General features: G+C 69.1%; 17 protein-coding genes. 9 read left to right on the forward strand and 8 right to left on the reverse strand.

What is annotated here, in order from left to right; translation table 11 throughout:
• Positions 1–19: 19 nt before the first annotated feature.
• From ACZ3IC_RS03075 to ACZ3IC_RS03085, 3 genes are all read left to right on the forward strand, one after another.
• On the forward strand, positions 20–829 hold the full coding sequence (locus ACZ3IC_RS03075; protein ID WP_467412126.1) for a prepilin peptidase: 810 nt from the start codon (positions 20–22) through the stop codon (positions 827–829).
• 78 nt (positions 830–907) lie between these two features.
• Positions 908–1,696 carry a class I SAM-dependent methyltransferase gene (locus tag ACZ3IC_RS03080; RefSeq protein WP_467411911.1) on the forward strand — a complete coding sequence of 263 codons (789 nt, stop codon included), beginning with the start codon at positions 908–910 and terminating at the stop codon, positions 1,694–1,696.
• Positions 1,697–1,765: 69 nt separating this feature from the next.
• Complete coding sequence (locus tag ACZ3IC_RS03085; RefSeq protein ID WP_467411913.1) at positions 1,766–2,224, forward strand: hypothetical protein; 459 nt, start codon at positions 1,766–1,768, stop codon at positions 2,222–2,224.
• Between the two features lie 487 nt (positions 2,225–2,711).
• Here the strand turns inward: ACZ3IC_RS03085 and mgrA are convergent, their stop codons facing one another.
• On the reverse strand, positions 2,712–3,752 hold the full coding sequence (gene mgrA, locus ACZ3IC_RS03090) for an L-glyceraldehyde 3-phosphate reductase (protein WP_467411915.1): 1,041 nt from the start codon (positions 3,750–3,752) through the stop codon (positions 2,712–2,714).
• A 199-nt stretch (positions 3,753–3,951) separates the two neighbouring features.
• On the opposite strand from mgrA, the gene ACZ3IC_RS03095 reads away from it, so the two are divergent.
• The 4 genes from ACZ3IC_RS03095 (at position 3,952) to ACZ3IC_RS03110 (ending at position 9,098) form a co-directional block, all read left to right on the forward strand.
• Complete coding sequence (locus ACZ3IC_RS03095; RefSeq protein WP_467411917.1) at positions 3,952–4,713, forward strand: isoprenyl transferase; 762 nt, start codon at positions 3,952–3,954, stop codon at positions 4,711–4,713.
• 401 nt (positions 4,714–5,114) lie between these two features.
• Complete coding sequence (locus ACZ3IC_RS03100; RefSeq protein WP_467411920.1) at positions 5,115–6,437, forward strand: PhoH family protein; 1,323 nt, start codon at positions 5,115–5,117, stop codon at positions 6,435–6,437.
• A 390-nt stretch (positions 6,438–6,827) separates the two neighbouring features.
• Positions 6,828–7,541, forward strand: coding sequence for an aggregation-promoting factor C-terminal-like domain-containing protein (locus ACZ3IC_RS03105; RefSeq protein ID WP_467411923.1), 714 nt, complete (start codon positions 6,828–6,830; stop codon positions 7,539–7,541).
• A gap of 135 nt (positions 7,542–7,676) precedes the next feature.
• Complete coding sequence (locus ACZ3IC_RS03110; RefSeq protein WP_467411924.1) at positions 7,677–9,098, forward strand: AI-2E family transporter; 1,422 nt, start codon at positions 7,677–7,679, stop codon at positions 9,096–9,098.
• A 68-nt stretch (positions 9,099–9,166) separates the two neighbouring features.
• Here the strand turns inward: ACZ3IC_RS03110 and ACZ3IC_RS03115 are convergent, their stop codons facing one another.
• Positions 9,167–9,700 carry an alkyl hydroperoxide reductase gene (locus ACZ3IC_RS03115; protein ID WP_467411926.1) on the reverse strand — a complete coding sequence of 178 codons (534 nt, stop codon included), beginning with the start codon at positions 9,698–9,700 and terminating at the stop codon, positions 9,167–9,169.
• Between the two features lie 12 nt (positions 9,701–9,712).
• Positions 9,713–10,267: a peroxiredoxin gene (locus ACZ3IC_RS03120; RefSeq protein WP_031083404.1), complete on the reverse strand. Its 555-nt coding sequence runs from the start codon at positions 10,265–10,267 to the stop codon at positions 9,713–9,715.
• Between the two features lie 131 nt (positions 10,268–10,398).
• Here ACZ3IC_RS03120 and ACZ3IC_RS03125 point away from each other — a divergent pair, with 131 nt between their 5' ends.
• Positions 10,399–11,370, forward strand: a complete 972-nt coding sequence (locus tag ACZ3IC_RS03125) for a hydrogen peroxide-inducible genes activator (RefSeq protein WP_467411927.1) — start codon at positions 10,399–10,401, stop codon at positions 11,368–11,370.
• A 43-nt stretch (positions 11,371–11,413) separates the two neighbouring features.
• Here ACZ3IC_RS03125 and ACZ3IC_RS03130 read toward each other — a convergent pair whose 3' ends face one another.
• The 4 genes from ACZ3IC_RS03130 to ACZ3IC_RS03145 all read right to left on the reverse strand — a co-directional run bounded on the left by ACZ3IC_RS03130 (position 11,414) and on the right by ACZ3IC_RS03145 (position 15,299).
• Positions 11,414–13,822: an FtsX-like permease family protein gene (locus ACZ3IC_RS03130; protein WP_467411930.1), complete on the reverse strand. Its 2,409-nt coding sequence runs from the start codon at positions 13,820–13,822 to the stop codon at positions 11,414–11,416.
• A complete protein-coding gene (locus tag ACZ3IC_RS03135) occupies positions 13,819–14,505 on the reverse strand; it encodes an ABC transporter ATP-binding protein (RefSeq protein ID WP_467411932.1) in 687 nt (228 codons plus the stop codon). Before ACZ3IC_RS03135 ends, ACZ3IC_RS03130 begins: the two co-directional genes overlap by 4 nt.
• Positions 14,502–15,026, reverse strand: a complete 525-nt coding sequence (locus tag ACZ3IC_RS03140; RefSeq protein WP_467411934.1) for a PadR family transcriptional regulator — start codon at positions 15,024–15,026, stop codon at positions 14,502–14,504. Before ACZ3IC_RS03140 ends, ACZ3IC_RS03135 begins: the two co-directional genes overlap by 4 nt.
• 84 nt (positions 15,027–15,110) lie before the next feature.
• Positions 15,111–15,299 carry a type II toxin-antitoxin system antitoxin gene (locus ACZ3IC_RS03145; RefSeq protein WP_467412127.1) on the reverse strand — a complete coding sequence of 63 codons (189 nt, stop codon included), beginning with the start codon at positions 15,297–15,299 and terminating at the stop codon, positions 15,111–15,113.
• A 345-nt stretch (positions 15,300–15,644) separates the two neighbouring features.
• Here ACZ3IC_RS03145 and ACZ3IC_RS03150 point away from each other — a divergent pair, with 345 nt between their 5' ends.
• Positions 15,645–17,873 (forward strand): transglycosylase domain-containing protein, encoded by a 2,229-nt coding sequence (locus ACZ3IC_RS03150; protein WP_467411935.1) that lies wholly within the window; start codon positions 15,645–15,647, stop codon positions 17,871–17,873.
• Positions 17,874–17,978: 105 nt separating this feature from the next.
• Here the strand turns inward: ACZ3IC_RS03150 and ACZ3IC_RS03155 are convergent, their stop codons facing one another.
• Complete coding sequence (locus ACZ3IC_RS03155) at positions 17,979–19,448, reverse strand: catalase (protein WP_467411937.1); 1,470 nt, start codon at positions 19,446–19,448, stop codon at positions 17,979–17,981.
• Positions 19,449–19,596: the final 148 nt, after the last annotated feature.

Consider the following 19,596-nt stretch of genomic DNA (forward strand, 5'->3'; position numbering starts at 1 on the left):
CCCGCCTAGGGTCGGCTCCGTGTACGCCATGCTGACAGTGCTCGCCGCACTCTGGGGCGCAGCGGCCGGACTGCTGGTCCCGCGCGCCGCCTACCGGTTCTCCGTCGAACCGGAGGACGCCTGGCGGGACACCTGCCCTGCGGGCCACGCCCTGACCGGGGCCGCCCGCGGCTGGCTCGGCTCCACCCGGTGCGCCCCGTGTGCGGCGTCGGTGCCGGCACCCACCGCCGCGGGCGCCGAGCCGGGACACGGAAGTGGCGGGGAGGACCCCACGCGGCCCGCGGCACGCTACGCCCCCGGTGCCCTCGTCCCCGTCGTCACCGCGCTCGCCTGCGCCGCCCTCGCAGCGGCCACCGGACTCCGCCCCGAGCTCGCCGTGTGGCTGCTGCTGGCCCCCGTCGGCGTACTCCTCGCGACCATCGACCGCCGTGTCCACCGCCTGCCCGACCGGCTCACGCTGCCCGCCGCGGGAGCCGTCACCGTCCTTCTGGGCGTTGTGGCGCTGCTCCCGGAGCACGGCGGATCCTGGCTGTCCGCTTTGCTCGGCGGAGCCGCCCTCGGCGCCTTCTACTTCCTGCTCTTCCTCATCAACCCGAACGGAATGGGCTTCGGAGACGTCAAGCTCGCCCTGTCGCTGGGAGTGGCCCTCGGCTGGTACGGCTGGGCCGTGCTGTTCGCCGGAGGCTTCGCCGGGTTCCTGCTCGGTGCGGTGTACGGATTCGGGCTGATGGTCCTGAAACGGGCCGGGCGCAAGACCGGCATCCCGTTCGGACCGTTCATGATCACGGGTGCGCTGCTGGGCATGCTCCTCGGCGGGTCGGCCGCCTGATCCGTGCTCGGCTTACCGGCCGTCGGCCCCGCCGAAATGAGGTCGCGCCCGTCACGCTCCGGATGCCACCATCCCCGCATGACCGGAGCACCCGAACAAGCGGCAGAACGCGCACGGTTCGATGCCCTCGTCGCGGAGGCCGCCGCAGTCTCCGTCGACGGCTGGGACTTCTCCTGGCTCGACGGTCGGGCCACCGAACAGCGCCCCTCCTGGGGCTACGCCCGTGCCATGGCGGACCGGTTGGGAAGGGCCAGGGCCGCCCTCGACATCCAGACCGGAGGAGGCGAGGTCCTCGCCTCCGCGCCGAAGCTGCCGCCGCTCACCGTCGCCACCGAGTCCTGGCCGCCGAACATCGCCCGCGCCACCGCCCTTCTGCACCCGCTCGGCGCGGCCGTGGTCGCCGATGCGGACGAGCCGCCGCTGCCGTTCGGCGACAACGCCTTCGATCTGGTGGTCAGTCGGCATCCGGTGACCACCTGGTGGGCGGAGATCGCACGGGTGCTCACCCCCGGGGGCACGTACTTCTCCCAACAGGTCGGCCCGGCCAGCGTCTTCGAACTCGTCGAGTACTTCCTCGGCCCGCAGTCGCCCGAGGTGCGCGGTGCCCGTGACCCCAAGAAGGCGCGGGCCGAAGCAGAGGCGGCCGGACTCGACGTGGTCGATCTGCGGATGGAGACGCTGCGTACCGAGTTCTTCGACATCGGCGCCGTCGTCTACTTCCTGCGGAAAGTGATCTGGATGGTGCCGGGCTTCACCGTCGAGGAGTACCGCCCGCGGCTGGCCGCGCTGCACCACCGGATCGAGACCGAGGGGCCGTTCGTCGCCCATACCACTCGATTCCTGATCGAGGCCCGCAAACCGGAGTAGGTTGCGTCCCCCTGCTTTCGCCCGAAGGGTGCGACCCTGGACGGTGAGCGCATGGGGAGGGAACCGGTCATGAGGGTGGGAAACGAAGAGGAAGCACCGCGTGTCCCGCGGCAGGGGAGGGCCGACTGGCTCTCAGGAGCACGCATCGTCGGAGTGCTCGGCATTTTCTACCGGCCGGAGGGGCGGATGGGGGAGCCGGAAGCGGTCGAATTCCTGCTGGCCGAAGGCCAGTCGGTACTCCTGACCTGCGCCTCCGACTGGACCCTGCAGGTCGGCCCCGGCTCCTGGCCGCGGCTGCCCGATTGGTGCGTACCGTCGGGGCAGTGGGAGTTCGCCGCCGTGTCGAACCTGCCGCAGCCGCCCGACGGCGGCTGGACCGTCACCCGCACGGAGGAGCGCAGGGACGAGAGGGGCGAGGTGCACGAGGCCGTCATCCGGTGCGAGGGCGGACGTTTCGTCGTCATCGGCGGCGACACCGTGGCGATCCGCTTCACCCACGGCCACCGGGGCGCGCCGGCGACCACCTAGTGCCGTGACCGGCAGTGTTTGCCCCCTCGTGTACGGGTGCCGTGGCGGCGCGCCGGTCCAGGTCACTCGCCGGTCTCGGATACGGCCCCGAAACCATCTTCACCAGCACCTTCGGCCCCACCGCAACGCATTCATCATCGACCTCGGCCCGATCTGTGTGGCGGGGGCCCCGGACGGCATCGTCAACGGGCTCGTCAAGGCCGAGACCCAAGGCCGCCACCTCGAAGGAACCGGCTGCGTAAAGCCGGTCGGCAGCCACTGAGACCCCGCCGGACCCCGCGCTCGCACCGGAGTCCGGTGAATCCGGAGAGTAATTATGGAGTGGCGTGGCACGCAGCATCACTTACGAAGGGTTATGGTGGAAACCCCCCCTCGGGCCGGTCCGTATCCCCCCCCACGGACCGGCCCGTTTTTTGTGGGCCTGCTGTGCGGACCGTGTGACGGCCGCGTGCCGACGGCGTATCGGCCCCGCGAAGGAGGCCCCCGGTCAGCTCCGTCCGGCCCAGATGTTGGTGCCCGCGGTGTCGACGGCGAAGGTGTCGATCTCCTTCAACTCCTCGGCGGACAGCGGCGGTCCGGCGAGCGCCGCGACGTTCTCCTCCAGCTGCTTCACGCTCGAGGCGCCGATCAGCGCCGACGTCATACGGTTGTCCCGCAGCACCCAGCCGAGTGCCAGCTGGGCGAGTGACTGACCGCGCCGCTGAGCGATGTCGTTCAGCCCGTTCAGCCGGCGGAGCACCTCGTCGGAGAGCAGGCGGGGATCCAGGGACTTGCCCTGGGTGGCGCGCGAACCCTCCGGGATGCCCGTCAGATACTTGTTCGTGAGCAGGCCCTGGGCGAGCGGCACGAAGGAGATGCAGCCCATACCGGCCGCCTCCAGGGTGTCGAGCAGCCCGTCGTCCTCGATCCAGCGGTTGATCATCGAGTAGGACGGCTGGTGGATCAGGGCCGGTACGCCCATCTCCTTGAGCAGCCGGGCCGCCTCGGCGGTCTGCTCCGCGTCGTACGAGGACACACCTACGTACAACGCCTTGCCCTGCTGGACGGCGGAGGCCAGCGCCCCCATCGTCTCCTCCAGCGGAGTGTCCGGGTCGAAGCGGTGGGAGTAGAAGATGTCGACGTAGTCGAGCCCCATCCGCTTCAGCGAGGCGTCGAGCGACGACAGCAGATACTTGCGGGAGCCCCACTCGCCGTACGGGCCGGGGTGCATGTCGTATCCGGCCTTGGTGGAGATGATCAGCTCGTCCCGGTACGGGGCGAAGTCCTGTCGGAATATCTTGCCGAAATTGAGCTCGGCGGAGCCGGGCGGCGGCCCGTAGTTGTTGGCCAGATCGAAGTGGGTCAGCCCGAGATCGAAGGCGCGGCGCAGAATCGCCCGTTGGGAGTCCAGTGTGCGGTCGTCGCCGAAGTTGTGCCACAGGCCGAGGGAGACGGCCGGGAGCTTGAGACCGCTGCGGCCGGTGCGGCGGTACTCCATGGAGTCGTAGCGCGAACCGGCAGCACGATAGAAGAGAGGAGAATCAGTCACGTTTCTCTCTTTATCATGCACTTGTGACAGGCCGGGTTGGGCCGGTGCGCCGCCTGCGCAGTAATGTGGCGGCCTCGGGGATGCCACGGCGCGGCGGGGCGATGGACTCTGCGGAGTAGTGCGGCGGTCCCCAAGGGGACGACCCCGGACCCCGGGCAATGGGGCGGGCGGGCCCGCACAGAACCGAGAGGTGAACTCAGTGAACTTGCGCGACCTGGTGTACAGGCTCTACGCGCGCCGGGTGGAGGCCCGCCTCGACCACACCCAGGTGCCCAAGCACATCGGCGTCATCCTCGACGGCAACCGGCGCTGGGCGAAGGCATCCGGCGGCACGGCCGCGCAGGGGCACCAGGCCGGGGCGGACAAGGTCCAGGAGATGCTCGGCTGGTGCAGTGAGACCGATGTGGAGGTCGTCACGCTCTGGCTGCTCTCGACGGACAACTTCGACCGGCCCGAGTCCGAGCTGACGCCGCTCCTCGGCATCATCGAGAACACCGTGCGTGGCCTCGCGGCGGACGGGCGCTGGAGGGTCCACCACGTCGGCACGCTCGATCTGCTGCCCGCCCACACCCAGACCGTCCTCAAGGAGGCCGAGCAGGCCACGGCCGGTGTCGACGGGATACTGGTCAATGTCGCCGTCGGCTACGGCGGGCGCCAGGAGATCGCGGACGCGGTCCGCTCGCTGCTGCTCGACCACTCGTCGAAGGGGACGTCCTTCGAGGACCTGGCGGAGATCGTCTCCACCGACCTGATCTCCGAGCACCTCTACACCCGGGGCCAGCCCGACCCGGACCTGGTGATCCGTACCAGCGGCGAGCAGCGGCTGTCCGGCTTCATGCTCTGGCAGAGCGCGCACTCCGAGTACTACTTCTGCGAGGTCTTCTGGCCGGCCTTCCGCCGCGTCGACTTCCTGCGCGCCCTGCGCGACTACGCGGCCCGCCACCGCCGCTACGGCGGCTGACACCGCCGCCTCCTTCGGACGGGCTCGGACGGCGCGTTCGGCCTGTCGGGTGTTCGAGGACAGAACCGTTCGGGTGATGTGCCCGAACCCACGTGCCCGTGGCACCACTCCCAGCTCACCCGCCCACCCCAGGGGGGCATGGCTTCGCGTGTTCGAGGGAATACCCCTGACAGGTCGATGTCCGGTCACAAACCAGGCGGACGTCGTGTCCAAGTGAGCGGCATGGAGTCCGCTCGCCCGGGAGGCCCTTTGCACACGAAGGACCGTACATACAGTGCGGCCGACGCGGAGGGCCGGTGCTCGGCCCGTGCATCGGAGCCGCAGCCCGGTCTGTCCTCTCCCATTGGGATGCTCCGCGACGCCGTCGCACCCCAACCTCGTCCGAGGGGGTACGTCCTTCCGTGGTGACCAGCACAAAGCGCCGCATGCCCGACAGGCGCACCTATGTTCTCGACACCAGCGTCCTGCTGGCCGATCCGAAGGCCATGGTCCGGTTCGACGAGCACGAAGTCGTGCTCCCGATCGTCGTGGTCACGGAACTGGAGGCCAAACGGCACCACCCGGAGCTGGGGTACTTCGCCCGGCAGGCCCTGCGCCTGCTGGACGACTTCCGGACCCGGTACGGCCGGCTGGATGCCCCGATCCCGCTCGGGGATCTGGGCGGGACACTGCGCGTCGAACTCAACCATTCCGACCCCGGCGTACTGCCCGCCGGCTACCGGTTGGGGGACAACGACTCACGGATCCTCGCGGTCGCGCGCAACCTCCAGGCCGAGGGGTACGACGTCACGGTCGTCTCCAAGGACCTGCCGCTGCGCATCAAGGCGTCCTCGGTGGGCCTCCTCGCCGAGGAGTACCGTGCCGAACTCGCCGTCACCGACTCCGGCTGGACGGGGATGTCGGAAGTACCCCTTGCCGCCGAGCAGGTGGATCTGCTCTACGGGGAGGAGATGCTGTACGTACCCGAAGCGGCCGAACTGCCCGTGCACACGGGGCTGGTCCTGCGGTCCGAGCGCGGCAAGGCGCTCGGCCGGGTCACCGCAGAGGGCAATGTGCGTCTGGTGCGCGGCGACCGGGAGGCCTTCGGCATCCACGGCCGCAGCGCCGAACAGCGCATCGCGCTGGATCTGCTGCTCGACCAGGACGTCGGCATCGTGTCGCTGGGCGGCCGGGCCGGCACCGGCAAGTCGGCGCTGGCGCTCTGCGCCGGTCTCGAAGCGGTCCTGGAGCGCAGGCAGCATCAGAAGGTGATGGTCTTCCGCCCGCTGTATGCGGTCGGCGGGCAGGAACTGGGCTATCTCCCCGGCACCGAGGCCGAGAAGATGAGCCCCTGGGCGCAGGCCGTCTTCGACACGCTCTCGGCGGTCGCCGGGCGCGAGGTGATCGAGGAGGTGCTGGGGCGCGGCATGCTGGAGGTCCTGCCGCTCACCCACATCCGGGGCCGCTCGCTCCACGACGCCTTCGTGATCGTCGACGAGGCGCAGTCACTCGAACGGAACGTACTGCTGACCGTGTTGTCCCGAATCGGGGCGAATTCCCGGGTGGTGCTCACGCATGACGTGGCCCAGCGGGACAACCTCAGGGTCGGCCGGTACGACGGAGTCGTGGCCGTGGTCGAGAAACTGAAGGGCCATCCGCTCTTCGCGCATGTCACGCTCACCCGCTCCGAGCGCTCGCACATCGCCGCGCTGGTGACCGAAATGCTGGAGGAAGGCCAGATCTGATACGGGATACCACAGTTGGTGCCGCCCGGCGAGCGAAGTAGCTTAGCCGGGCGGCATCGTGCTGCGGCGGCATTTCCGAAAAACACTTGCTCCAAACGAGGTGTGAGCTTTCACACGCAACGGAGAATTGCCTACCGGCGTGCCGTTCCGGCAGAGTCTTGCTTCCGTCAGGCCCCGCATACGGCACACCCGCACCTCCAGAGGTGCCACGCACCAGACAACTCAACAATCGCCGTCCGTATGCCGCCCGCGAGCATCATGCGGCACTCCCCCAGGGGAGTTGCCCACCGGGCCCGTGCCTCCTGTGACCCAAGCAGTAGGGAGGCCAGTGCCAGGGGCACGATTGCGTCCGCGAGGTCACCTAAGCGGGCGATGCTGGAAGGACACCGTGTGAGCCGGATCTCGGTCCGGGGGTTCGCCGTGGCGTCAGCCACTGCGGTCACCACCGTCGGCGCCGTCGTAGGCGTTGCCTCGGGCGGCGCTGCCGCTGCCGACGACAACAACTTCGAGGCGACCGCAGCCGACACGACGCTTCTCGCCGACATCCCTGCGGGCCAGCAGGCCCAGGTGCAGACCGCCTCGCTGACGCAGCAGGCCGACGCCCAGGCGTCCGCGGCCGACGCGGCGGCGAAGAAGTCCGTGGAGGAAGCGGCCCGTATCCAGGCCGCCAAGGACGCCCAGTCGAAGAAGCAGGCGGCCGAGGCCGAGCTGGAGAAGGAGCGCCAGGAGCGCCAGGAGAAGAAGGACGCGGCCGAGCGCGCCAGCCGTTCCGAGGTCCGCAGCGCCTCCACGTTCGCCCAGCAGAGCTCGTACACCGTGGCCGAGGTCCAGGCGATCGCGCGGCAGATTGTTCCTGCCGACCAGTTCCAGTGCTTCAGCAACATCGTGAACCACGAGTCGACCTGGAACTACCGGGCGAGCAACCCGTCCTCCGGTGCCTACGGCCTAGTCCAGGCGCTGCCCGGCTCGAAGATGGCATCCGCCGGCGCCGACTGGCAGACCAACCCGGCCACGCAGATCAAGTGGGGCCTCAGCTACATGGACGGCCGCTACGGCAGCCCGTGCGGTGCCTGGTCCTTCTGGCAGGCCAACCACTGGTACTAGTGCCCTCTTGAGGCTCTGGTCCCAACCTTGCGAAGCCCCTCGCCGTGCTACGGCGAGGGGCTTCGCGCGTGTACGGTCGTTCCGGACGCTCGGGGGGAGAGCGGTGGGGAGAGGAACGGGGGAAGAGGAACGATCATGTCGAAACTTCCGGGGTGGCTCGGCCGTCTGGGTTCCGAACTGACCGAACTGGGCAAGCGGCTGGAGCGGCGCAGGGCCGAGGCTGAGCGGGCCGAGGGCGAGGCCGCGCCGATCGAGCCACCGGTGACCGCCGCCTTACCCGCTGGAGTCTTACCGGAGGAGGCGGCCCGGCGCGGCGGCGCGGCCGACCATGTGCCTCCGCCGCCCGCGTACGCCCCCTCCGTGGCCGCCCGGCCCGATCCGGTCGCGGCGATCCCCTGGGGCATGCGGGTCGCGGCCGAGGCGGGCTGGCGGCTGCTCGTCCTGGCGGGCACGCTCTGGGTGCTGATGCGGGTCATCAGCGCCGTGCAGCTGGTGGTGCTGGCCTTCGTCGCCGCGCTGCTCGTCACCGCGATGCTCCAGCCGACCGTCGCCCGGCTGAGGCGGTACGGCATGCCGCGCCAACTGGCCACCGCGGTCACGGCGATCCTGGGCTTCGTCATCATGGGGCTGGTCGGCTGGTTCGTGGTCTGGCAGGTCATGGACAACCTCGACACCCTCTCCGACAAGGTGCGGGCGGGTATCGACGAGTTGAAGCGCTGGCTGCTCGACAGCCCCTTCCATGTCACCGAACAGCAGATCAACGACGTCGCGAAGAACCTCAGCGACACCATCGGCACCAACACCGAACAGATCACCTCCGCCGGACTGCAGGGCGTCACCGTGATGGCGGAGGTCCTCACCGGGATGCTGCTCGCGATGTTCTCGACGCTCTTCCTGCTGTACGACGGGAAGCGCATCTGGCACTGGGTGTTGAAGCTGGTACCCGCCCAGGCCCGGCCGGGTGTCGCGGGGGCCGGGCCGCGTGCCTGGCGGACCCTGACCGCCTATGTGCGGGGCACGGTCATAGTGGCGATGATCGACGCGATCTTCATCGGGCTCGGCATCTGGTTCCTCAACGTGCCGATGGCGGTGCCGCTCGCCGTCTTCATCTTCCTCTTCGCCTTCATCCCGCTGGTCGGCGCGGTGATCTCCGGCGCCCTCGCGGTGGTCGTCGCGCTGGTCACCGAGGGCGTGTTCACCGCGCTGATGGTGCTGGCCGTGGTGCTCGCCGTGCAGCAGATCGAGGGCCATGTGCTGCAGCCGTTCATCCTGGGACGCGCGGTGCGGGTGCATCCGCTCGCCGTCGTCCTCTCGGTCGCCGCGGGCGGCGTGGTCGCGGGCATCGGCGGCGCGGTCGTCGCGGTGCCGCTGGTCGCGGTCACCAATACGGCGGTCGGCTATCTGCGGGCGTACGGGCAGGAGGAGGCCCTGCGGTACGCGCCGCCCCCGCGCGGGGCGACCGCGGCCGACTCCGCTCCGACGCCCGCACCGGGCTCGCCGTCCGAGGACATCGACTACGGCGACGACGAGGGCGGCGGAGGCAAGAGGACCAAGTAAAGGAAGAAGGGCCCCGTGGACGGTCGGTCGTCCTCGGGGCCCTTCTCGTACAAGGGGTACCGCTGGTCCTACTCGGCGAGCACGGCCTCGGCTTCGAGGGTCACGCCGACCGCCTGGATCACCGAGGCGATCTTGACGGCTTCCTGAATGGTCTCACGGTTCACGCCGGCCTTGCGCAGCACCTGCTCGTGGGAGTCCAGGCACTGGCCGCAGCCGTTGATGGCGGAGACGGCGAGCGACCACAGTTCGAAGTCGATCTTCTCCACGCCGGGCTTGCCGATGACGTTCATCCGCAGGCCTGCACGGAGCGTCCCGTACTCGGGGTCCGACAGCAGGTGCCGGGTCCGGTAGAAGACGTTGTTCATCGCCATGATGGCGGCGGCCGACTTCGCGGCGGTGTACGCCTCCGCGGAGAGGTTGGCCTTCGCCTCCGGTTCCAGCTCGCGCAGCACCTTCGGCGAGCGCGAGGCGATCGCGCAGGCCAGGACGGTGCCCCACAGCTGCTGCTGCGGGAGCTCGCTGTTCCCGATGACCGAACCGAGGTTCAGCTTCAGGTCCTTGGCGAAGTCCGGGACGGCGGCCTTCAGTTCGTCGAGTGCCATGTCGCTGTCAGCTCACTCGCCCGAGAGGAGCGCGACCGGGTCGAGGGTGTTCTCGCCCTTGGTCCAGTTACAGGGGCACAGCTCGTCGGTCTGCAGGGCGTCCAGGACCCGCAGGACCTCCTTGGGGTTACGGCCCACGGAACCGGCGGTCACCATCGTGAACTGGATCTCGTTGTTCTGGTCGACGATGAAGACGGCGCGCTGTGCGAAGCCGTCCTCGCCCTCGATGCCGAGGTCACGCATGAGCTCGTGCTTCGAGTCGGCCATCATCGGGAAGGGCAGGTCGGTCAGGTCCGGGTGGTCCTTGCGCCAGGCGTGGTGCACGAACTCGGAGTCACCGGAGAAGCCGAGGATCTGGGCGTCACGGTCGGCGAACTCGTCGTTCAGCTTGCCGAAGGCGGCGATCTCGGTGGGGCACACGAAGGTGAAGTCCTTCGGCCACGCGAAGACGATCTTCCACTTGCCCTCGTAGGTCTTGTGGTTGATCTGCTCGAACTCCTTGCCGCTCTCCAGCGAGACACAAGCAGTCAGGTCGAACTCGGGGAACTTGTCACCGACAGTGAGCACGCGCTCTCCTTGTAGCGTAGGAATTCCCTCGTGCGGGAGTTCCTGAGGGTTGGACGGTCCCCACCTTGGCACAGAGTGCATTGATCGCGGAAATAGCTACAATCGGTCGTGATGATCGGAGGTGCTTATCAGTGGCGCAGGGTAATCAGGGCAACCGGAGCAAGCAGCCCAGCCTGTCGCAGCTGCGCGCCTTCGTGGCCGTCGCCGAACATCTGCACTTCAGGGACGCGGCGGCAGCAATAGGGATGAGTCAGCCGGCACTTTCCGGAGCCGTCTCGGCGCTGGAGGAGGCGCTGGGTGTCCAGCTCATCGAGCGTACGACGCGCAAGGTGCTGCTCTCGCCGGCCGGGGAGCGGCTCGCGATCCGGGCCCGGGTGGTGCTGGAGGCCGTGGGTGAGCTGATGGAGGAGGTCGAGGCGGTCCGGGCGCCGTTCACCGGAGTGCTCAGGCTCGGCGTGATCCCGACCGTCGCGCCGTATCTGCTGCCGACCGTGCTGCGGCTGGTCCACGAGCGCTACCCGGAGCTGGACCTCCAGGTGCACGAGGAGCAGACCTCCTCGCTGTTGGAGGGGCTGGCCGCGGGAAGGCTGGATCTGCTGCTGCTCGCCGTGCCGCTCGGGGTGCCGGGCGTGACCGAACTTCCGCTCTTCGACGAGGACTTCGTGCTGGTGATGGATCGGCAGCACTGGCTGGGCGGGCGTACCGACATTCCGCGCGAGGCCTTGCGCGAACTGCCGCTGCTGCTGCTCGACGAGGGGCACTGTCTGCGCGACCAGGCGCTCGACATATGCAGGGAGGCGGGGCGTACGGAGGGGGCGCCGGTCACCACGACCGCGGCCGGGCTCTCCACGCTGGTGCAGCTGGTCGCCGGCGGGCTCGGGGTGACGCTGCTGCCGCGTACCGCGGTGACGGTCGAGACCGGCCGCAACGATGCGCTGTCCACTGGGTTTTTCGCGGACCCGGCACCGTCGCGGAGGGTGGCGCTGGGGATGCGGACGGGGGCGGCGCGGCACGAGGAGTTCGAGGAGTTCGCGGCGGCGTTGCGGGAGGCGATGGCGGTGCTGCCGGTACGGGTGACGGCGGGTACGCGGAGCAGGCAGTAGGGGTGCGGCCCCGGGGACCGCACCCCTTGCGGCTACCGCGTCATCACTCCGTGCGCAGGCCGTCCGGCCGCATCATGCGCCACAGGGGCGGCAGCGAGATCAGCGTGATCAGGAGGATCAGTGCCGCTCCCGCGCCCGCCATGGGAAGGAACAGCCACCAGTCGGTCACCTTCTTGGCGATCATCCTGGTCATCACCGCGCCCAGGCCGAGACCGCCCGCGACGGCCACCACCAGGCCGATGACCACGGGTACGGCGGTCTGCCAGAGCACCGACCAGCCGAGCGTGGTCCGCCGGGTGCCGAAGGCGACCAGAACCGAGAGCAGGCGCTTGCGCTCACGCAGCTGCTCCAGCTGCGAGACCAGCATCGCGGCGGCGATCAGCAGCAGGGTCGCGGTCGCGCCGACCTGGAGACCGGTCTGCACGCTGGCGTACTGCCGGTCGCGGGCCACCGAGTTCAGGGGGACGACCCGCATCCCCGGGTCGATCCGGGCCGCCGTGTTCCGTACGTACTCGGAGACGTCCTCGACGCTCTCGTCGACCCGGATCTGCGCGTTGGTCTGCGCGTGCGGCAGGGTGGTCGGGTCGATCGCGCCGACCGTCGCCACGATGCCCCAGTGGTCCCGGCCCATCGGATCGCGACGCTCGAGAACGGTCGGAGTGTCGGCGGGCAGGGTCCACAACTTCGACTTCTCGCCGGGCTCCGATCCCACCAGGTAGTTGAGTTCGACCGCCTTGCCCTTGCGGGCCGTCTTGTCCACCCACGCGGCCATCTCCTTGTCCTCGGGGTGGACGACGAACGCGTCGCCCTCCTCGCAGGAGTCGATCCGGGCGATTTCGCGCAGGGTCGCGCAGTCGCCGATGGTCAGCGAGGTGGTGGGCTGGATGTCGTCGTCCTCGTACGTGCCCGGCTTGACCGCGTACGACTCGACCGTGCCGATGACGGCCTCCACCCCCTCGGTGGCCCGGAACTCCTCGATGGTCCGGGTGGCCGCATCACCGGTGACGTTCTCGGAGAGCGTGTGGAACTGGGCGCGCGTCGGGTCCTGCCCCGTCATCCGGTTGAAATCGTCGCCCACCGCGGCGAACAGCATCTGCAGTGCCACCGCACCGGCGACCGCGACCGTGATCCCGCTGACCGCGCGGGAGGCCGCCCCGCTGCTCAGCTGGAGCCTGCGGGTGGCGAGCTGCCAGGCCACAGGGCCGCCGCGCAGCCGGTTCACGCACGCCTCGACCAGCCAGGGCAGCAGCAGCGCGAGCCCGACCAGGACCAGTACGGCGCCGCCCGCGATCGGATAAGGGTTGACCGGGGAGAACTCGTCGGCCTTGCCGGTCAGCCCGAGCACCGCCAGGCCCGCGACCGGCATCAGCAGCCGCCACCAGAGCCGGCGCCTGCGGCTGCGGCCGTTGCGTACGACGCCGAGCGGTTCGATCACCACCGAACGCAGGGCGGTCAGGGTGACGAGCACCGCCGCCACCGGAACCGCGACGGCGATCAGGGCGGCCAGTAAGGGATCGGGGACCAGGTCCGACGGGAAGGCGCTGACGTCCCACACCTCGACGTAGCCCGTGAACTGACGCCCCACCAGAAAGAACGCCAGGCCCGCAAGCAGGCCGAGCACCGCCCCGAAGAACGCCTCCCCGGCCGCGATCCGGCGGGTCATCCGGATGTTCGCACCGACCAGGCGCAGTGCGGCGAGCCTGCGGTCGCGGCGGTCACCGCCGAAGCGCACGGCCGTCGCGATGAAGATCGCGACCGGCACCAGCAGCACCACGCAGACCATGATGACCAGCACGATGAGAATGGGCGGCATCTCCTTGCCCGGACCCGGGTCGCCGTAACCGGAGATCCGGTGGCCGCCGTTGGCGGGGGTCAGGGTGTCGCTGCCCGCGTAGAAGAACAGCTCGCGCGGGGAGACCAGGCCCGCGTCGGCGATCGTGCCGGTGATCCGGTACGGCAGCCGCTCCTTGAGCAGGCTGCCCTCCGAGGACTCCAGCAGCTCCTTCAGGGCGGGGGAGACCACCATCTCGTCCGCGCCGGGGAAGTGTGCGACGCCTGGCGGGACGACCGGGTGGGCACCGTCCGCACGCATCAGGAAGCCGCCGATCGAGCGGCCGCGGTACTCCGTCTCCGCGTTGATCCGCAGCACAGAGGTGTCCGACTTCCCGGCCGTGGCGTCGGGCGATTGGGAGATCTCGGTCTCGGCGCGGGCCCGATCACGCGCGTCGCGCTCGCCGAGCAGATGCGGTGCGGAGGCGGCGGCCAGCAGCAGCGCCACGCCGAGGCCGACACCGACGGCGGTCAGCAGGGTGCGGATCCAGCCCTCGCGTCCGCCGGAGACGGCGAACCGGACGCCGAGGGCGAGATCGCGCAGCAGGGCGGCGATGCCGGTGGGCTGCGTCGGCCGGGGCGGTGCGTCGGCCGGGGAGTCCTTGTGGTCGAGCAGGGTCATACCGCGTGCTCCGGGTCGCGGGTCCGGCCGTCGCGCACCGTCACGTCGCGGTCGGAGTACGCGGCGACCCGGGCCTCGTGGGTCACCAGGACCAGGGCGACATTGGCGGACCTGGCCGCCTCGGTGAGCAGTTCCATGACCCGCTCGCCGTTGAAGGAGTCCAGGGCGCCGGTCGGCTCGTCCGCGAAGACCACCTTCGGGGAGGCGGCCAGCGCACGGGCCACGGCGACGCGCTGGCCCTGGCCGCCGGAGACCTCGCCGGGGCGCTGGGCGCCGATGTCCTCGACCTCCAGGCGCTCCAGCCAGTGGCGGGCGGTGCGTTCGGCGTCTTTGCGCCTGGTGCCGTTCAGACGCAGCGGCAGGGCGACGTTCTCCACGCAGGTCAGTTCGGGGACGAGTTGGCCGAACTGGAAGACGAAGCCGAACTCGGTGCGGCGCAGGGCGCTGCGGTCGGCATCCGACATCGCGGAGAGCTCGCGGCCCGCGTAGGTGATCGTGCCTCTGTCGGGGGTGACGATCCCGGCGAGGCAGTGCAGCAGGGTCGACTTGCCGGAGCCGGACGGACCCATCACGGCGACGACCTCGCCGGGGTGGATGGAGAACGAGGCGCCGTCGAGCGCGGGCGTGGACCCGTACGACTTGTACAGGCTGTCGGCGCTGAGCAGGGAGCCGGCGGGGGTCACGCGCGAACCTCAGCGGCGAGGCGGTCCAGCCGGGCGGCGGTCAGTTCCAGCCAGCGCAGATCGGCTTCGAGGTGGAAGAGCGCATGGTCGCAGATCAGCTGCTCCGCGAGGTCGCCCTTGCGCTTGCGGTCGGTGAGGATGCGCATGAGGCGCAGGTGCTCGGCGCGCTGGGCGTCCAGCAGGGCCTCGGCGCTGCGGCCGCTGAGCAGGGCCAGGACGACCTTGGTGTAGAGCGTCGACTGGAGGTACGGCTCGGGCTTCTCCGGCTGCGCGAGCCAGGCACCGACATCGGTGATTCCGGCGTCGGTGATGGCGTACCGCTTGCGCTCGGGGCCGCCGCCGCTCTCGATGCCGTCGACCTCGACGAGGCCGTTCTTGAGCAGGCGGGACATGGTCGAGTAGACCTGACCGTAGTGCAGGGGACGGTCGTGGCCGAACTTCTCGTCGAACGTGCGCTTGAGGTCGTAGCCGTGGCGGGGGCCGGACTCCAGGAGTCCGAGCAGGGTGTGGCCGATAGACATGCGAAGCACTGTACACGGCGTGTATACCACGGGTGTATACCCCGGGCCCGGTCCCGGAGCCCGGCCCTCGATCGCCGGGCGGGCTCAATCGGCCTCGGGGGACTTGGGAGGGCGCCCCCGGCGGGGGATCGGGCGGGCCGTGCCCGGCAGCCGGCCCGCCTCCGCCAGTGCCTCGCGCAGCAGGAACTCGATCTGGGCGTTCGCGCTGCGCAGCTCGTCGGACGCCCAGCGGGCCAGCGCATCGTGCACCGCGGGATCCAGCCGCAGCAGCATCTGCTTGCGCTGTTGCGGCTGCCTGCGCCCGGGGGTCTCTTCCTTCACTGGTGAAGAGTGGGCGTGAGATCGGCGGCCAGGGTGGGCATATCGTGCGAATTGCCTTGGACGGGCATGGAATCCCCCGTTTCGGAAGAATGGTGTGATGCCGTGGAGCTAGCAATGTGATTACACATTATCTGTGTTGGCAACCCTGGGCGCCTCTCGCGAGTCAGTTCCCGAAGAGCGGGTGCTGATTGTCACGTCCGGAAAAGACCGCATCACTCGGGTTTTGCCCTTACCGACAGTGTTAGCTGTTTGGGCTGAGCTGATCTGGTCGAACAGAGAAACAGGAGCAACACAGCGATGGGTCGAGCGGATGCGCGACGAGCCCAGCGGCGCGGGGCGCGGCGGGCCGCGAAGAGCGGCGGCATACGCAGACTCTTCACCTGGCGGAAGATGCTGGGCACGTTCTTCGGGTTCTGCCTGCTGGGCATGGGCGCCTTCGTGGTGCTCTACCTGTCCGTGGACATCCCGAAGCCCAACGCCATGGCCGAGCGGCAGAGCAACGTCTACCAGTACAGCGACGGCACGCTGCTGACCCGGACCGGTGAGGGGGTCAACCGCCAGAACGTGGACCTGGCCGAGGTCCCCGAGAAGGTGCAGCACGCCTTCGTCGCCGCCGAGAACAAGACGTTCTACAAGGACCAGGGCGTCGACCTGAAGGGCACGACACGCGCCCTCTTCAACACGCTCAGCGGCAAGGGCAAGCAGGGTGGCTCGACCATCACCCAGCAGTACGTGAAGAACTACTACCTGTCGCAGGACCCGACGATCAGCCGCAAGCTCCAAGAGCTGGTGATCTCCCTCAAGGTCGACCAGAAGTACAGCAAGAGCGACATCCTCGCCGGGTACATCAACACCTCGTACTACGGACGCGGCGCGAGCGGTATCCAGGCCGCGGCGCAGGCCTATTACGGGGTCGACGCCAAGGACCTCGACGTCTCCCAGGGTGCGTATCTGGCCGCGCTGCTCCAGGCCCCCAGTCAGTACGACTGGGCGGTCGCGACGGACACCGGAAAGAAGCTCGTCAAGGACCGCTGGGCCTACACGCTCGACAACATGGTCGAGATGCACTGGCTCGACAAGGCCGAGCGCGACACCCTGGAGTTCCCCGTCCCGGACAAGCCCAAGCCCGCCCCCGGCATGGAGGGCCAGACCGGTTACATCGTCGACGCCGCCAACAAGGAGCTGGACAAGCAGGGCCTCACGGAGGACGTGCGGCAGGCCGGTGGCTGGACCTTCACCCTCAACATCGACAAAAAGCGGCAGGAGGAGCTGGAGAAGTCGGTCGACCAGCAGCTGGAGTCCAAGCTCGACCGCGAGAACAACAAGGTCGACGCGACCGTCCAGGCGGGTGCCACCTCCGTCGATCCGAAGACCGGTGGCGTTGTCGCGCTCTACGGCGGGGTGGACTACGTCAAGCACTACTACTCCAACGCCACGCGTCAGGACTACCAGCCCGCCTCCACCTTCAAGCCGCTGGTGTTCGCCTCCGCGCTGGAGAACGAGGCGAGGACCCAGGACGGCGATCTGATCGGTGCCAACACCATCTACGACGGCACCAGCAAGCGGCCGGTCGTGGGCAGCGACACCCCGTTCGCCCCGCAGAACGAGGACGACCTGAGTTACGGCGACGTCACCGTCCAGACCGCGATGGACAAGTCGATCAACTCGGTCTTCGCGCAGATGGTGGTCGACGTCGGCCCGCCCGCGGTGAAGGAGACCGCGCTGGCGCTCGGCGTACCGGACAAGAACTTCCCCGAGCGCCCCGCCGTATCGCTGGGCACCATGAACGCCTCGACCTGGGACATGGCGGGCGTGTACGCCACGCTCGACAACCACGGCGAGAAGGTCACCCCGTTCATCGTGAAGTCCGCCGAGCACCGGGACCGCACCGTCGAGCCGGTGGAGGGCATCGGGGACCAGGTGATCAGCCGCAAGTCGGCCGACACCGTGACCTCCGTCTTGCAGCACGTCGTGGAGAACGGCTCCGGCAAGGCGGCCAACACCTCGGCGTACGAGGCGGCAGGCAAGACGGGTACCTCGGAGAACAACAAGTCGGCCTGGTTCGCCGGCTACACCCCGGAGCTCACCACGGTCGTGGCTCTCTTCGGCGAATCCCCCAAGGAAGGCGGCGGCCAGGTCAACCTGACCGGTACCGCGAACTCCGGCCGGGCCAACGGTGGTGGCTTCCCGGCGGAGATCTGGGCGGACTACACCCTCGCCGCGCTGAACGGCGGCTCCAGCGCCCAGTTCGATCTGGAGGACGTCGAGCAGGGTGAGGTCTCCGTACCGACCACCCCGCCGCCGAGCCCCTCGCAGTCGGCGAGCTCCGACCCGTCACCGTCCCAGTCGTCGAGCGTGCCCTCCCAGAGCCCGAGCGAGTCGCCCAGCCAGTCGCCGAGCCAGTCGCCGAGCGAGTCGCCGAGCGAGTCGCCCAGCCAGTCGCCGAGCCAGTCCCCGGAAGTGCCGGGCGGGGGGGCGGGCTCCGGACTGCCGGGCAACGGCAACGGCAATCCGCCGAGAGAGTGAGCCCATGAGGGACCGGTGAACGCATGAGGGACCGGTGAGCGCAGGGGAGAGGGGCGGTGCCGGACCGGCACCGCCCCTCTCCCCTGCGTCCCGCGTACGGCGGTGTCAGCCGCCGTTGACCTTCTTCGCGATCCGGTCGCCGAGGTCCTTGTCCACGTTGCGCCAGTACTGCAGCGCCCGCTCCAGGACCGGATCGCTCACACCCTCCAGCAGATGGCCGGAAATGTTCGACACCAGGCGGTCCCGCGCCGCGTCGTCCAGAACCTTGCGCACCATCGTGCCCGCCTGGCCCCAGTCGTCGTCCTCGCGGTGCAGCTTGTACGCCTCGTGGACCATCTCGCCCGCCGTGGCCCAGCCCGCCGGGTCGCCGAAGCGCTCGGTGTCCGCCGCCGGACCGCCGTACGAATTCGGTGCGTAGACCGCTCCCGTACGGGTCGGCTCGTACCGCATGGGGCCGTCCTTCGCGTACGAGTTCCGGCCGAACCGCGGACGGTTCGGGGGAAGTTGCGCGTAGTTCGGGCCGATCCGGTACCGATGGGTGTCCGGGTACGAGAAGAGCCGGCCGAGCAGCATCTTGTCGGGCGACGGACCGATGCCGGGCACCAGGTTCGACGGCTCGAAGGACGCCTGCTCGATGTGGACGAAGAAGTCCTCGGGGTTCTCGTTGAGCGTCATCCGGCCGACTTCGATCTCCGGGTAGTCGCCGTGCGGCCACACCTTCGTGAGATCGAACGGGTTGAACCGGTAGTCCGGTGCCTCGTCGAACGGCATGATCTGGACGTACAGCGTCCAGCTCGGGTAATTGCCGCGCTTGATCGACTCGAAGAGGTCGCGGCGGTGGATGTCAGCGTCGCTGCCCGCGATCTCATCGGCCTCGGCCTGGGGGTAGAAGTCGATGCCCTGGTCGGTCTTGAAGCGGTACTTGACCCAGAACCGCTCGCCGCCCGCGTTCACCCACATATAGGTGTGCGAGCTGTAGCCATTCATGTTGCGGTACGTCTTCGGGATGCCGCGGTCACCCATCAGCCAGGTGACCATGTGTGCCGACTCGGGGGAGAGGGTCCAGAAGTCCCACTGCATGTCGTGGTCGCGCAGGGCACTTTCCGGGCGCCGCTTCTGCGAGCGGATGAAGTCCTGGAACTTCATCGGGTCGCGCACGAAGAAGATCGGCGTGTTGTTGCCGACCATGTCGTAGTTGCCGTGCTCCGTGTAGAACTTCAGGGCGAATCCGCGCGGGTCGCGCCAGGTGTCGGGGGAGCCCTGTTCGCCGGCGACCGTGGAGAAACGGGCGAGCATGGCGGTCTGCTTGCCCGGTTGGAAGAGGTCTGCCTTCGTGAACTGGCTGACGTCGTTGGTCACCTTGAAAAAGCCGTAGGCACCGGAGCCCTTGGCGTGGACCACCCGCTCGGGGACCCGCTCACGGTTGAACTGGGCCATCTTCTCGATGAGGTAGTGGTCCTGGAGCAGAATGGGTCCGTCGGATCCGACAGTGAGCGAATGTTCATCGCTCTCCACCGGGATTCCGGCGTTGTTCGTGGTGTAGGGGGTGTTCTTGGTCTTCGTTTCCTCAGGCACGAGCGTCCTCCCGTCGGTGGGGTTTCGGTCAGGTCGTCTCGTTCACGACTGAAGTCAACTCCGCCGACAGGAGGTCGGCAACATTTGGCTACCGTCCGTGCAGAGCTCTTGTCCGCACCCGGCCCGGCCCCTCCCACCAGCCCCCGAA

The organism is Streptomyces sp. NPDC002958, from assembly GCF_055563255.1.